This window comes from Streptomyces sp. Z423-1 (genome assembly GCF_013009255.1).
GTDB classification, from domain to species: domain Bacteria; phylum Actinomycetota; class Actinomycetes; order Streptomycetales; family Streptomycetaceae; genus Streptomyces; species Streptomyces gossypiisoli.
This window is the reverse complement of the sequence record NZ_CP053109.1, coordinates 1-13,721: the sequence shown is the minus strand read 5'-3', so window position 1 is coordinate 13,721 and position 13,721 is coordinate 1. Positions and strand designations below refer to the sequence as shown.

Annotated in this window: 3 protein-coding genes and 12 pseudogenes; 7 read left to right on the top strand and 8 right to left on the bottom strand. The window is 72.9% G+C overall.

The window, feature by feature from the left end; genetic code table 11:
* Positions 1 to 90 precede the first annotated feature (90 nt).
* The 3 pseudogenes from HJD23_RS00070 to HJD23_RS00060 all read right to left on the bottom strand — a co-directional run.
* Positions 91 to 898: pseudogene (locus HJD23_RS00070) on the bottom strand (ABC transporter permease).
* Positions 895 to 1,820 (bottom strand): annotated as a pseudogene (locus HJD23_RS00065) (ABC transporter ATP-binding protein). The pseudogenes HJD23_RS00070 and HJD23_RS00065 overlap by 4 nt, the downstream one beginning before the upstream one ends.
* 24 nt (positions 1,821 to 1,844) lie before the next feature.
* Positions 1,845 to 2,330, bottom strand: a pseudogene (locus HJD23_RS00060) (YceI family protein); the annotation flags it as partial.
* Positions 2,331 to 2,902: 572 nt separating this feature from the next.
* On the opposite strand from HJD23_RS00060, the pseudogene HJD23_RS44905 reads away from it, so the two are divergent.
* The 3 genes and pseudogenes from HJD23_RS44905 to HJD23_RS00050 all read left to right on the top strand — a co-directional run.
* Positions 2,903 to 3,211 (top strand): annotated as a pseudogene (locus HJD23_RS44905) (histidine kinase); the annotation flags it as partial.
* A 223-nt stretch (positions 3,212 to 3,434) separates the two neighbouring features.
* On the top strand, positions 3,435 to 3,701 hold the full coding sequence (locus tag HJD23_RS44900) for an ATP-binding protein (RefSeq protein ID WP_346770331.1): 267 nt from the start codon (positions 3,435 to 3,437) through the stop codon (positions 3,699 to 3,701).
* A gap of 2 nt (positions 3,702 to 3,703) precedes the next feature.
* Positions 3,704 to 4,347, top strand: a pseudogene (locus HJD23_RS00050) (response regulator transcription factor).
* A gap of 147 nt (positions 4,348 to 4,494) precedes the next feature.
* On the opposite strand, the pseudogene HJD23_RS00045 reads toward HJD23_RS00050, so the two are convergent.
* Both HJD23_RS00045 and HJD23_RS00040 read right to left on the bottom strand, forming a co-directional pair.
* Positions 4,495 to 5,662: pseudogene (locus tag HJD23_RS00045) on the bottom strand (serine hydrolase domain-containing protein).
* Positions 5,620 to 6,904: pseudogene (locus HJD23_RS00040) on the bottom strand (multidrug effflux MFS transporter). The pseudogenes HJD23_RS00045 and HJD23_RS00040 overlap by 43 nt, the downstream one beginning before the upstream one ends.
* A gap of 109 nt (positions 6,905 to 7,013) precedes the next feature.
* Between HJD23_RS00040 and HJD23_RS00035 the strand changes: the two are divergent.
* Complete coding sequence (locus HJD23_RS00035) at positions 7,014 to 8,051, top strand: Gfo/Idh/MocA family oxidoreductase (protein ID WP_171115720.1); 1,038 nt, start codon at positions 7,014 to 7,016, stop codon at positions 8,049 to 8,051.
* Here HJD23_RS00035 and HJD23_RS00030 read toward each other — a convergent pair.
* Positions 8,038 to 9,677 (bottom strand): annotated as a pseudogene (locus tag HJD23_RS00030) (alkaline phosphatase D family protein). The gene HJD23_RS00035 and the pseudogene HJD23_RS00030 sit on opposite strands and share 14 nt — an antisense overlap.
* Before the next feature lie 134 nt (positions 9,678 to 9,811).
* Here HJD23_RS00030 and HJD23_RS00025 point away from each other — a divergent pair.
* A pseudogene (locus HJD23_RS00025) lies at positions 9,812 to 10,575 on the top strand (SDR family oxidoreductase).
* Positions 10,576 to 10,829: 254 nt separating this feature from the next.
* Here the strand turns inward: HJD23_RS00025 and HJD23_RS00020 are convergent.
* Both HJD23_RS00020 and HJD23_RS00015 read right to left on the bottom strand, forming a co-directional pair.
* Positions 10,830 to 11,811 (bottom strand): annotated as a pseudogene (locus HJD23_RS00020) (aldo/keto reductase).
* A 75-nt stretch (positions 11,812 to 11,886) separates the two neighbouring features.
* Positions 11,887 to 12,210, bottom strand: a complete 324-nt coding sequence (locus HJD23_RS00015; protein ID WP_171133949.1) for a nuclear transport factor 2 family protein — start codon at positions 12,208 to 12,210, stop codon at positions 11,887 to 11,889.
* 130 nt (positions 12,211 to 12,340) lie between these two features.
* On the opposite strand from HJD23_RS00015, the pseudogene HJD23_RS00010 reads away from it, so the two are divergent.
* A pseudogene (locus tag HJD23_RS00010) lies at positions 12,341 to 12,937 on the top strand (DoxX family membrane protein).
* A 419-nt stretch (positions 12,938 to 13,356) separates the two neighbouring features.
* Positions 13,357 to 13,721 (top strand): annotated as a pseudogene (locus HJD23_RS00005) (small ribosomal subunit Rsm22 family protein); the annotation flags it as partial.

Genomic DNA, 13,721 nt, shown 5'->3' with positions numbered 1-13,721 from the left:
TACAGGAGGCCCGTCGCGCCGCTCATGCCTCTCTTCCAGCCTGCCCCGCCCCTACCGAGCCCGCCACCGCTGGCCTGGCGCGGTGTCAGGTCACTCCGGCCGCGGGTCCCACCGGAACCGCCGCACCGCCACCACCGCCCCGGCCGCACCCCACAGCAGCAGCACCAGGAAGTCCCGCCAGGGCAGGCCCGCGTCGGCCGTGGTGAACGCCGCGAGCAGGGCGTCGTTGAACGGCTTCACCGGCAGCACGTCGGCGATGGCGTTCAGCAGCCCGGAGTGGATCGGCAGATACGTGCCGGAGATGAACACCAGCGGGAACAGCACGAACTGCACGACGGACGGCGCGGCCTCCGCGTTGCGGATCAGCGAGGCCACCGCGACCCCCAGCGTGCAGAACGCGGCCGCGCCCAGCACGAGCACCAGCACGATCGCCGGCCACTGCGAGGAGACGGGCAGCGAGACGCCGTACAGTCGGCCGACCGCGCAGATCAGCAGGACGTCGACCACGCTCACCAGGACGCAGTGGGCCAGCAGCCCGACGAAGTACACGCCCGCCGGCAGCGGGGTGGCGCGGACCCGTTTGAGGATGCCGTTCTGCCGCCGGGTCGCCAGCACGATCGCCAACTGGCTGTAGCAGGAGCCCAGGACGGACAGCGCGGCGATGGTGGACACGTAGTACTGCAGGGCCGAGCGGCCGTAGTAGAACTCGCTCGCCGATGCCGCCGAACAGCCCGCCGAAGATCGCGACCACCACGACCGGGAAGACGAACGTGAAGAACGCGCTCTGCGGATTGCGCCAGAACGTCAGCTGCTCGTAGCGGACCTGATGCCACAACAGGGCGATCGGACGGCGCCGCGCCCCCTGCCGGGCCGTGCTGCTCCGGACGGCGACGCTCACCGCGTGCTCCCCTGCGGCGCGCCGTCACTGTGGTCGGTCAGGCGCAGGTAGACGTCCTCCAGGCTGGGCCGGTCGACGGTCAGCCCGGCGAGCACGCCGGTGCGGCGCAGCGCCCAGTCGGTCAGCTGGTGCAGCGTCCCGGTCGGCTCCGCGGACTCCACGGTGACCAGGCCGTCCTCGGCCGCCGTGGCGACCACCGGCAGATCGGCGGGCGTGCAGCCGGGCGGCAGCGCGAAGCGGATCCTGGTTCGCGCGGTGTCACGGCCACCGAGGGTCGTGGGCGTGCCCTCGGCGACGATCCGCCCGTCGGCGATCACCGCGACCCGGTCGGCCAGTTCCTGCGCCTCCTCCATGTAGTGCGTGGTGAGCAGAACGGTCACCCCGGCGTCCCGCAGGTCCCGGACCAACTGCCAGGCGCCCCGGCGGTTCGGGTCGAAACCGGTCGTCGGCTCGTCCAGGAACAGCACGCTCGGGTTGCCGATCACGCCGAGCGCCAGGTCCAGGCGCCGCTTCTGACCGCCGGAGAGGCTGCGGACCTTCTTCCGCTCCAGCCCGGTGAGGTCGACCAGGCCGATCACCTCGTCGATGTCCCGCGGGTCCGGGTAGTAGCCGGCGTTGCGGGCGATCGTCTCGCGGACCGTGAGTACGGCTCCACCGCGATGTCCTGCAGCACCAGCCCGATCCGCTCCCGCAGCGCCCGCCCGGTGGACCTCTCGCCCGGGTCGATGCCGAGCACGTCCACCCGGCCGGCGTCGCGGGCGCGGAACCCTTCGAGGATCTCCATGGTGGTGCTCTTCCCGGCGCCGTTGCGGCCCAGCAGCGCGAAGATCTCGCCGTGCTCGACGGTGAAGCTCACCCCGCGCACGGCGTGTACCTCGCCGTAGCTCTTGCTCAGGTCCTCGACCACAACCGCGGGCGTCAGATGCGCACGCACGACGTCCAGCGTCAGGTCGACGTGGCGTCGGGCCAGTAGCCCGGACCTGGTGATCCCGAACTCGGTGCGATCGACCGAGGTGGTGGCGCGCACGGTGAAGGAGCCGCCGAGGACCTCGGAGCGTACGACCGACAGCCGTACGGGCCTCGTCACCGCGCGCACGGTGAGCTGCCCGGAGATGACGGCCGGGTCCACGTGGTCGGAGACGAACGTGATCACGGGGTGGCGCTCGGCGTCGAGGAACCGCTCCGACCGTACGGCGGTGTCCCGCTGGTCGTTGCCGGTGCGGAAGCCCGTCGCATCGATCTCGGCCCGCACGCTCGACTCGGCGAGCGGCTCGGCGACGTCGATCGTGCCGCCGCGGACCGCGAAGGTGCCGCGCACCGGCAGCAGGCCGAAGCGGTGCCTGGTGCCGAAGGTCAGGGACGAACGGCCGGTGTCGATCGTGTACCGACCGAGCCGGGGAATCGAGATGACGTCGTTGCCTGTCGCGTCCATAACGCCATTACACGGCGGCGGACTTGGTGCTCGGTAGGGCGAGCGGTCGGTCCCGGGAGCGACGAACGGCGGGTCGTACGGGGCCCGCACGCGACTTTCGTAGGGTCCCCGGGGGAAGGACGTTTGCTCTGTTCCGGGCGCGGGGAGGGAGCCGCGGTGGATTGTCCTACCGTGAGCGGCATGGCTGACGGACCCTGGCACCGACGGCACTGGGTGGCCGTGGACGTGGCGATCGCGGTCGCCTTCGTGCTGCTCGACACGGGCGCGACGCTGGCCGGGGCCAGTTGGTGGACCGCCCGGACACGCTCGCCTGGGTCGTGCTGGGGGTGCAGGCGCTCGCCTGCGCCTCGCTCGCGGTCCGCCGGGCCGCCCCGCTCACCGTCGTCGCCGTACTCGGCGTGTTCACGCTGGCGGTGACGCTGCTGATCGCCCCGGCCGGCGCGCTGACACCGGCCAACGACGGCAACGTGTGGGCGCCCTACTCGACGGTGGTGGCCGCCTACGGTCCGCTCTTCTACCGACGGAACCGCAGGACGGCGTACGTCGCCCTCGCCGCCCTGACGTTCGTCGTGATGCGGCCTTGGGAGCCGTCCGTCACCGTCATGACGATCGGGCTGCTGCGCACCGCGCTCGGGCCGCTGCTCGCGCTGTACTTCGACGCCCGCCGGCGCATGGTCCTGGCGCTGGTCGAACGCGCCGAGCGGGCCGAGCGGGAACGCCATCTGCTGGCCGAGCGGGCCCGCGCCGAGGAACGCGCCCGGCTCGCCGCCGAGATGCACGACGTGGTCACCCACCGGGTGAGCCTGATGGTGCTGCAGGCCGGGGCGCTGCGGGTGACCGCGCAGGACGAGTCGACCCGGCAGGCGGCGGAGGAGCTGCGCGCCGCGGGCTGCCAGGCGCTGGACGAACTGCGCGACCTGGTCGGCATCCTGCGCACCGCGCCCGAGGGCGACCGGACGCCGTCGGTGGCGGGCTTCCCCGACCTGGTCGCCGAGTCGATCGCGGTGGGTGTACGGACCGAGCTGATCGAGTCGGGCGACCCGGCGCTCGCCTCCCCAATGGTCGGCCGCACCGCCTACCGGGTGCTGCGGGGCGTTGACCAACGTGCGCAAGCACGCGCCCGGCGCCGAGGTGACCGTGCGGGTGGAGTACCACGACACGCAGGTGCGGCTCACCGTCCACAACACGCCGCCCACCGGCGAACCCAGCCGCGCCCTCACCGGCACCGGCTCCGGTCTGGGCATCGCCCATCTGCGGCAGCGCATCGAGCTGCTGCACGGTACGTTGCGTGCCGGACCCCGTCCCGACGGCGGGTTCGGCGTCGAGGCGACGCTGCCCTCGTACGTCCCGACCGCGGAATCGGCGGTGTGAGCGTGGCCCGAGTAGTGGTGGTCGACGACGAGCCCCTGGTGTGCGTCTTCCTGCGCACCATCCTCGGCTCCGCCCCGGACATCGAGGTCGTCGACGAGGCGCACGACGGCGCGGCGGGCATCGAGGCGGTCCGCCGCAGCGGCCCGGACGTCGTGCTGATGGACCTGCGGATGCCCGGCATGGACGGCCTCACCGCGATCGGGCACATCAACGAGCTTCCGGACCCGCCGAACATCGTCGTGCTGACGACCTTCGACGCCGACCAGTACGTGCTGCGCGCCCTGCGGGCCGGCGCGACCGGCTTCCTGGTCAAGTCCACCCCGCCGGAGGACCTGATCGGCCTGGTCCGCACGGCCGCGCAGACACGGTCCTCTCGCCCTCCGCCGCCCGCCGTCTGATCGCCGCCTCCACGGACAGCCTGTCGGCCCGCGACCGCGCCCGCGAACTGGTCGCCTCCCTCACCGAACGCGAGACGCAGGTCCTGGCGGGCCTGGGCGAGGGCCTGTCCAACGCCCGGATCGCGGCCCGCCTTCATCTGTCGGAGGCCACGATCAAGGGCCATGTCTCCCGCATGCTGGACAAACTGGGCTGCGTCAACCGCACCCAGGCGGGGCTGCTGGCCCATGACGCGGGGATTGTGGACTGACGCGGCATCCCCACGACCACCGCCGTACCGGCCACCGCCATGCCGAGGGCCGCCGGGAGCATCCAGCCGCCGTCCATCGTCGATTCCGGTGTCCGACAGCCCCGGCGAGAACCCGCGATGGGGCAGCGGAGTCGCCACGTCCTGCGCTCACACCCCCCGCACCGCCCACGCCACCCGCGACCCCGCCCGTGCCCGCGGTCGGCTGTCCGGGGTCCGGCGTCGGGGGTGGACCGTGTTCCCCAGCAGCACCAGGAACGTGTCCGTCGCCCGGTCCACGACCAGGGACGTTCCCGTGAAGCCCGTATGGCCCGCCGCTCCCCGCCCCGCCAGCGCCCCCATGAACCACCGCTGGTCCAGCGCGAAGCCCAGCCCGGGTGGCGTCAGCATCAGGTCCACGAAGTCCGGGCCCAGGATGCGCGCCGGGCCGTACGCACCCCCCGCCAGCAGCGCGCGGCAGAACACCGCCAGGTCCCGGGCCGTCGAGAACAGGCCCGCGTGACCGGCCACCGCCCAGCGCCCACGCGTTCTCGTCGTGGACCTCGCCCCGCAGCATCCCCCGGTCCGCCTTCGCCCACGGGCGGCGCTGGTCCTCCGTCGCCGCCGCGTCCGGGCACGGGCCGAAGCGGGTCGACGTCATGCCCAGGGGCCGGGTGATGCCGTCGTGGATCAGGACGTCCAGGGGGCGGCCGGTGACGCGTTCGAGGACGTACTGGAGGAGGAGCAGGTTGAGGTCGGAGTAGCGGTAGGCGCCCGGCGGGCCGGTCGGGGCCTCCGCGCGGAGCAGGGCCAGGCGGTCCGCGTCCGTCGCGCAGTCGTACAGCGGCAGCTCGGGGCGCAGGCCCGAGGTGTGCGTGAGGAGCCCGCGCACCGTGGTGCCGTGGCGGGCGGCGGCCCGGAAGTCGGGGAGGTACGCGCCGACCTGCCCGTCGATGCCGAGCGTGCCGCGTTCGATCTGCTGCATGGCGGCGACGGCGGTGAAGAGTTTGGTGAGCGAGGCCAGGTCGAAGGGGGTGTCGACGGTCATCGGCACGCGTGCGGACTCCGGCAGCTCCACGCCCGCGTCCGCCTCCGCGTCGTAGGCCGCGTACCGCACCGCGTACCCGGCCGCCTCGTGCACCGCGAGCACCGGCCCCCGCCCGGCGGCCACGACGACGCCCGGTGCCCACGGGCGGTCCCCGGTCGTCAGCTGCCGTACCTCGCGGACCAGGTGGCGGATTTCGCCGGGGTCGAGGCCGGCGCGCTCCGGGGTGCCGGTGCGCAGTCTCGGTGCGCTCAGCTCTCCGCTCCCTCCGCACGGCTGTTCCAGGGACGGCACATTCCCACGAAGCAGGCGGTCGCCACCAGCGCCGCGGCCAGTTGGACGACGGCCATCGGGACGGCGGTGTGCTCACCGGCGATCCCGACGAGCGGGGAGGCGATCGCGCCGATGAGGAAGGACGACGTACCGAGCAGGGCGGACGCGGACCCGGCCGCGTGCCGCACCCGCATCAGGGCCAGCGCCTGCGTGTTGGGCAGGGTGATGCCCATCGCGCTCATCAGCACGAACAGCGCGGCGGCCACGGGCGCGAGCCCGACCTCGCCGAACACGCCCAGCGACATCAGCAGCAGCGCGGTCGCGGCCAGCACGACGATGCCCAGGCCGACGGCCAGCACCCGGTCCAGGCGGACCCGCCCGACCAGCACCTTGCCGTTGATCTGCCCGGCGGCGACGAGGCCGATCGAGTTCAGGCCGAACAGCAGGCTGAACGTCTGCGGGGAGGCCCCGTAGATCTCCTGGACGACGAAGGGCGACGCCGAGATGTACGCGAACAGCGCGGCGAAGGCGAAGCCGCCCGCGAGCATGTAGCCGGTGAAGGGCAGGTCGGCGAGCAAGCGGCGCATCGAGCCCAGGGCCTCGCCGACGCCGCCGCTGTGCCGCTCCTTCGCGGGGAGGGTCTCCGGGAGGCGGAACCACACGACCCCCGCGAGCAGCACCCCGAGCACGGTGAGCACGACGAACACGCCACGCCAGTCCGTCACCCGCAGGATCTGCCCGCCGATCAGCGGCGCCACGATCGGCGCGACGCCGGAGATCAGCATCAGGGTGGAGAAGAAGCGGGCCATCGCCATGCCGTCGTACAGGTCGCGGACGACCGCCCGGGCGATCACGATCCCGGCCGCGCCCGCAGCCCTGCACCAGCCGGAACGCGACCAGCGTCTCGACGGTGGGCGCCAGCGCGCACAGCGCGGTGGCGACGACGTACACGGCGAGCCCGGCGAGCAGCGGGCGGCGGCGGCCCCAGCGGTCGCTCATCGGGCCGACCACCAGCTGGCCGAACGCCATGCCGGCCAGGCAGGCGGTGAGCGTGAGCTGCACGGTCGCCGCGGGCGCGTGCAGCGACCGGGTGACCTCCGGCAGTGCCGGAAGGTACATGTCCATGGCCAGCGGCGGGGTCGCGGTCAGTCCGCCGAGGACGAGCGTGACGAGCAGGCCGGCGCGGCGCTGCGCACGAACGGGCGGCCGCGTGTCCGCCGCGGCCGCCTGTGACAGGTCCGGTATCGGTGCCCCTTCGGGCATGGGCCCTCCTCTGCGAGCAGTGCGGTCCCTATGCTCTCAGTTCGAACACGGTGCCTGATGACATCGAACGAGAACGCACGAGATCGAACGAGAACGAGGGCGGGGCGGCATGGGCGCGGACAGCGTGCGGTGGGGGATCCTGGCGACGGGCGGGATCGCGGCGGCGTTCACGGCGGATCTGGTGGATCTGCCGGACGCCGAGGTGGTGGCGGTGGCCTCGCGGTCCTCGGACTCGGCGAAGGCGTTCGCGGAGAGGTTCGGGATTCCCCGGGCGTACGGCGACTGGGACGGGCTCGCGCGGGACGAGGACGTGGATGTGGTGTACGTCGCCACTCCGCACTCGGCGCACCGGGCGGCCGCCGGTCTGTGTCTGACGGCGGGGCGGAACGTGCTGCTGGAGAAGCCGTTCACGCTGAATGTGCGCGAGGCCGAGGAGCTGGTCGCGCTGGCGCGCGAGCGGGGGCGCTTCCTGATGGAGGCGATGTGGATGTACTGCAGTCCGCTGATGCGGCGGTTGAAGGCGCTGGTGGACGACGGCGCGGTCGGTGAGGTGCGCAGTGTGCAGGCGGACTTCGGGCTGTCCGGGCCCTTCCCGCCCTCGCATCGGCTGCGGGACCCGCAGCAGGGCGGGGGTGCGCTGCTGGACCTCGGGGTGTATCCGGTGTCGTTCGCGCAGCTGCTGCTCGGGGAGCCGTCGGACATCGTGGCGAGGGCGGTGCTCTCGGACGAGGGCGTCGATCTCCAGACGGGAGCGCTGCTCTCCTGGGAGAGCGGCGCCCTCGCCTCGGTGCACTGCTCCATCGTCGGCGGTACGCCCGTGGCGGCCTCCGTCACCGGCAGCCACGGCCGGATCGACATCCCGTCCGGCTTCTTCCACCCCGACCGTTTCGTCCTGCACCGCGACGGCCGCGACCCCGAGGAGTTCGTCCACGACTCGGCCGCCGGCGCCGCGCACAACAGCCTCAAGCACGAGGCCCGCGAGGTGATGCGCGCCCTGCGCGCCGGCGAGACCGAGTCCCCGCTGGTCCCGCTCGACGGCACCCTCGCCGTGATGCGGACGCTCGACGCGATCCGGGACCGCATCGGCGTCCGCTACCCGGGCGAGGCCCCCGAGGCGGACCCCACGGCGGAACTCACACCTGCCTGAGCCCCTGCTCCCCGACCTGAGTCACGAAGGACGCGGCCGTCGTGACCGGCGCCCCGGGCGTGGTCACGTACGGCACCGTCCTGAAGTCGGCCCGGGCCTGCTGCCGGTCCAGCGCGACCGTCACACGCCGCGCCGGCCGTTGTAGAACTTCATGTGCGGGTTGGCGGTCATGTACGTGTCCCAGTTGGCGGGCCTGTCCGAGCCGTCCCGGCCGCTGGCGATCGACGTGGCGACGATCTCGGTGCCCAGCGTCCGTGACGCCGGGTCGTCGAAGTCGTCCTTGATGTCGAAGGCGTAGCCGACGTGCACATCACCGGTGAGCACCATCAGGTTCTCGATACCGGCCGCCTGCGCGCCGTCCAGCACCCGGCGGCGTGAGGGCCGGTAGCCGTCCCAGGCGTCCATCGACACCCGCGACGGCTCGGTCAGGTCGAACTCGCGCTGCGAGACGACCTGCTGCGGTACGACGTTCCACAGCGCCTCGGACCGCCGCCACCCGTCGAGCAGCCAGCGCTCCTGTGTCTCGCCGGTCATGGTGCGCGTCGGGTCGTCGACCTCGGGGCCGGGCACGTCGGCGCCGTCGCCGTAGGCCTGGTTGGAGCGGTACTGCCGGGTGTCGAGCACGTCGAACTGGGCGAGCCGGCCCCAGTGCAGCCGCCGGTAGAGCTGCATGTCCGGGCCCTCGGGCCGTTGCGGGCGGCGCAGCGGCTGGTTCTCCCAGTAGGCGCGGTAGGCGGAGGCGCGGCGCAGCAGGAACTCCTCCGGCGGGACGGAGTTCTCGGGGATGTCGTCGGCGTAGTTGTTCTCGGTCTCGTGGTCGTCCCAGGTGACGACGAAGGGGTGCGCGGCGTGCGCGGCGCGCAGGTCGGGGTCGGACTTGTAGAGGGCGTACCGCAGCCGGTAGTCCTCCAGCGTCACGGTCTCGCGGTTGAACAGGTCGGGCAGGGTCCGGTCGGTGTACTTGCGGTGGCCGCCCACCGAGTTGACGGCGTACTCGTAGAGGTAGTCCCCGAGGTGGAAGACCACGTCGACGTCGTCCTGGGCGAGATGGCCGTACGCCGTGAAGTAGCCGTCGTGGTACGCCTGGCAGGAGACGGCGGCGAGGGTGAGCGCCGAGGCCCGGTCGAAGGGGGCGGGCGCGGTGCGGGTGCGGCCGGCCGGGCTGACCCAGCGGCCGACGCGGAAGCGGTAGTGGTAGACGCGGCCGGGCTCCAGGTGGCCCACCTCGACGTGCACGGTGTGGTGGAACTCGGGGTGCGCGGTGGCGGTGCCGCGTCGGACGGGGCGGCGGAAGTTCTCGTCGCGGGCCAGTTCCCAGTGCACGGTGACGCGCTCGGCCGGCAGGCCGCTGTCCGGCTGGTAGGGGGCGGGGGCGAGGCGGCTCCACAGCAGGACCGAGGTGGGCCCCGGGTCGCCGGAGGCGACGCCGAGGGTGAAGGGGTCGTCGGTGATCCGCGCGGCGTCGAGTTCGGCGGCGCCGGCGACGCCCGCGGTGGGCAGGTTGACCGCGAAGGCGAGGGCGGCGGCCGCGCCGGTGGCGGTGAGGAAGCGGCGGCGGCCGATGTGCCGGGCGGCGGCGCGTAGTTCGGGGGCGTGCTGGGGCTGGGGGCGTGCTGCGAGTGTCATCCGGTTCTCCCCTGGCTGATGGATGCACGAGGCATTGGAGTGGCCGGGGACGACATGCGCTTGGCGCGTACACAACACCCGAATGGCGGACTCATGAGTTCCGGATGGCGGGCCCTCCCGTACGCTGCGGCCCCATGAACGACAGGCAAACGGACACGAGGATCGCCGTGGTGACCGGCGCGGGCTCCGGCATCGGCCGCGCGGTCGCCGTGGAACTGCTGCGCGCGGGCTGGTCGGTGGCGCTTGCCGGGCGCCGCGTGGAGGCCCTGGAGGAGACGGGGCGCTGGTGCCCGAGGGTGCCTGGATCCCCGTACGCACGGACGTGTCACAGCCGCGGGACGTGGGCGCACTGTTCGCGGCGGCCGTCGAGCGGTTCGGGCGGGTGGACCTGCTGTTCAACAACGCGGGGACGTTCGGGCCGGGCGGGGTGCCGGTCGAGGAGCTGCCGTACGACGCCTGGCGGCACGTGGTGGACACCAACCTCAACGGGGCGTTCCTGTGCGCTCAGGCGGCGTACCGGCAGATGAAGGAGCAGGACCCGCAGGGCGGCCGGATCATCAACAACGGCTCGATCTCCGCGCACGCGCCCCGCCCGCACTCCGTCGCCTACACCGCCACCAAGCACGCGCTGACCGGCCTGACCAAGTCGCTGTCGCTGGACGGGCGGCCGTACAACATCGCCGTCGGCCAGATCGACATCGGCAACGCGGCGACCGACATGACCGCGCGGATGCAGACGGGCGCCCTGCAGGCCAACGGCTCGGTGGCGCCGGAGCCGGTGATGGACGTCGCCGACGTGGCCCGCACGGTGCGGCACATGGCCGAGCTGCCGCTGGAGGCGAACGTGCAGTTCGCGACGGTGCTGGCGACGACGATGCCGTACATCGGGCGCGGCTGAAAGGTCAACCTGCACAAGCGGAATACGAACTTCCGCCCCATCGCCGCCGGTCGGGAGCTTATGCTCGACTCTCCTTCACAGGAACTCCGCACCCCGGCTTCACGCGGAGTGTCGAGCTCCCCGCCCGCCACACCCCGGGGAGGGCGGCAGCCGTTCCACGGCGACCGGAGGGGGGACCTCGCGCGGGACCGCGAGGTACGAACCGGTCGGTCGTGGAACGGCTGCCGCGTTCACGTCGCCCGCACGGCCGCCGCTCACCGCCCCAGGATGTCGTCGACCTCGGCCAACTGCTCCGCGGTGAGCGGCCCTTGGCGAGCGCTCCGCGTTCTCCTCGGCCTGGGCGACGGTACGGAAGCCGGGGATCGGCACCGTGTGCGGGCTGCGTGCCCAGATCCAGGCGAGGGCGCCCTGCGCGAGCGTACGGCCGTCGCCGGTCAGGACGTCCCGCAGCGCCTCGACCCGCCGCGTCCACTCCGGGTCGGCACCCACGCCCGGGGCGAATCCCGGCAGCCAGGCGGGCGGCGTACTGCGGATGTCACCCGCGTCGAGGGGCTGCCCGGCGGCCCGCTTCCCGGTCAGCAGGCCCATCGCCAGCGGGCTGCGGTTGATGCTGGCGAGCCCCGACCTCGCACACAGCGCGAGCATCTCGGGCGCGTCCTGGAGGACGTTGAGGCGGTGCTGCACGGCGGCGCAGTGCGCGCCCTCGGCGAAGACGGCGGCGCGGGCGGGGTCGTCGGTGCTCCAGGCGTACGCCCGGATCAGCCCCTCCCGCACGAACTCCTCGCAGGCATCGCGGAGTTCGGCCGCCCGGTCCGGGTCGGCGTCGGACAGGTGCAGCTGGTACAGGTCGATGTGGTCCGTGTCGAGACGGCGCAGGGAGGCGGTCAGCGCGCGCCGGGCGTACGCCGAGTCGTCGCCGCCGGTGAGGGTGCGGGTGTCCTCGTCGAAGAGGTTGCCCCACTTGGTGGCGACGACGACATCGGCGCGGCGCTTGCCGAGGGCGCGGCCGAGGACGCGTTCGCTGTGGCCCGCGCCGTAGGTGTCGGCGGTGTCGAAGAAGGTGACGCCGAGGTCGAGGGCGCGCCGGATCGCCCGTACGGACTCCTCGTCGTCGACCTTGCCCCAGCCCAGCGGCTGTCCCTCGGCGTCGCTCCACTCACCGCCAATGGCCCAGCAGCCGAAGCCGAGAGCACTGATGCCGATGCCGCTGCGCCCGAGTGTTCTGGTGGTCTCCATGCCTGGTGAGGCTAGGAGTTGGAGCGCACTTCAGCACAAGGGGCACAGCGCACGGCACACGTCACGGGGTCTCGCTCACGCCTGCCCGGTCTCGAAGCGGGTGATCCTGCCGTCGTCGTCGACGGTGAAGGTCCACCGGGTGCGCATCTCGCCCCAGGTGTCGTTGCGGTAGCGGGCGATGAGGGAGCGGCCGCCGTTGGACTCGTTGTCGACCTCCATGTGGCCGTTGGAGGAGAAGATCTCCCGGTCGATCCAGTCCGCGAGGTCACGGTCCGTGCCGTCGTCGGCCATGGTGGCGCCGGGTGCGAGGAGGGTCATGCCCTCCCGGTCGTGGGAGTTGACAGCGGTGACGAAGGCGCGGACCGCCGGGTCACTCAGCTTGGCCGTCTGAATCGTCATGCCAGTCACCCTCACATCGCGCCCGTAGCGCGCCAACGGCTGCCCGGGAGGGCGGGTGGGTGGCGGGCTGCGACGGTGGAGTGGAGTCCACTTCTGCACCGTTCTGCACCGTTCTGCACCGGGAGACATCGTGACGTGCTACGACCGACGTGATCTGGGTCTGCTGCTGCTCCGGCTGGGCACCGGCGGGGTGCTGGCCGCGCACGGCGCGCAGAAGCTGTTCGGCTGGTTCGGCGGGGCCGGGATCGAGGGACCGGGCAGTTCATGGAGTCCGTCGGATACCGGCCCGGCAAACTGAGCGCCACGGCGTCGGGGCTCGCGGAGTGGGGCGGCGGGACCCTGCTGGCGCTCGGTCTGGCCACCCCGGCGGCGGGCGCGGCGGCGGCCGGCGGGATGGCGGGCGCGGCCACGGTGCACGCCCCGAACGGCTTCTTCGCCCAGGAGGGCGGTTACGAGTACGCCGCCACCCTGGGCCTCGCCGCGACCGGCATCGCCATCGCCGGCCCGGCCGCCTCTCCTCGACCACGCCCTCGGGCACGTCCTGGACCGCGGCTGGATGGTCCCGGCGGCCCTCGGCGTGGCGGCGGCCGGTACGGCGGTGGTCGTGGGGATGCGGAACAGGCGAGTGCGGCAGGAGGCGGGGCCGGGTGGGCGGGACGCGCAACTGGCCGGTCAGGAGGCGTTGTTCGAGGTAGCCAGTGCTTGGGCCGGCTGTCCGGGCGGCTGAGTCCTTGCGCTCCGCGAGCAGGAACATGACCGCAGCGCCGGCGATGCAGCCGAAACCGACGTACATGCAGGTCATGACCGTATCGATGGAGGCGTCGGCGATCCGGGGGATGCCGTTGACGAGCATGAGGCCGTAGATGCACAGAAGGCCGTAGGCGCGAAACCGTATCCCGGCCTGCCGCTTCCGCATCCACGGCGGTGTCCAGCCCGCCAGTATCGCCACCGACACCGGCAGCACAAGCGCCGTGGACACCGCCAGCGCTGTCCAGTGGTACAGCGGATTGCCGTTCACCCCGCCCCCTTCGTAGGTGATCACCAGCCTACGGAGGGCTGACACGGCGTGTCCATGCAGAACACCGTGATCGGGCGACGACGGAACCAGCCGAAGACCTGGGGACCGCCCTCTGCGAGAATCACAAGGTGCACGCCCCCCTGCCCCCCGCCGAAACCCTCCGCACCGCCCTCGCCGGTCTCCTCGACGGGCTGCCGCCCAGACAGGCCGCGCAGGCCGTGGAGCGGCTGATCGGAAACTACCGAGGGGCCACTCCGACCGACGCGCCGATTCTGCGGGACCGGGCGGACGTGGTCGCGTACGCCGCGTACCGGATGCCGGCCACCTTCGAGGCGGTGTCGGCGGCGCTGGGCGCGTTCGCGGACGCCGTGCCGGGATGGGTGCCCGGCGGGCACGTCGACGTCGGGGGCGGTACGGGCGCCGCCACCTGGGCCGTCGCCGCCACCTGGGACGGGTCCGCCCGGTCACCGTGCTCGACTGGGCCGAGCCCGCG

Excerpts from the sequence above, each read along its gene's own strand:
- HJD23_RS00035 (WP_171115720.1), top strand. The coding sequence starts at position 7,014 with ATGGGCGCGGACAGCGTGCGGTGGGGGATCCTGGCGACGGGCGGGATC.
- HJD23_RS00015 (WP_171133949.1), bottom strand. The coding sequence starts at position 12,210 with ATGACGATTCAGACGGCCAAGCTGAGTGACCCGGCGGTCCGCGCCTTC.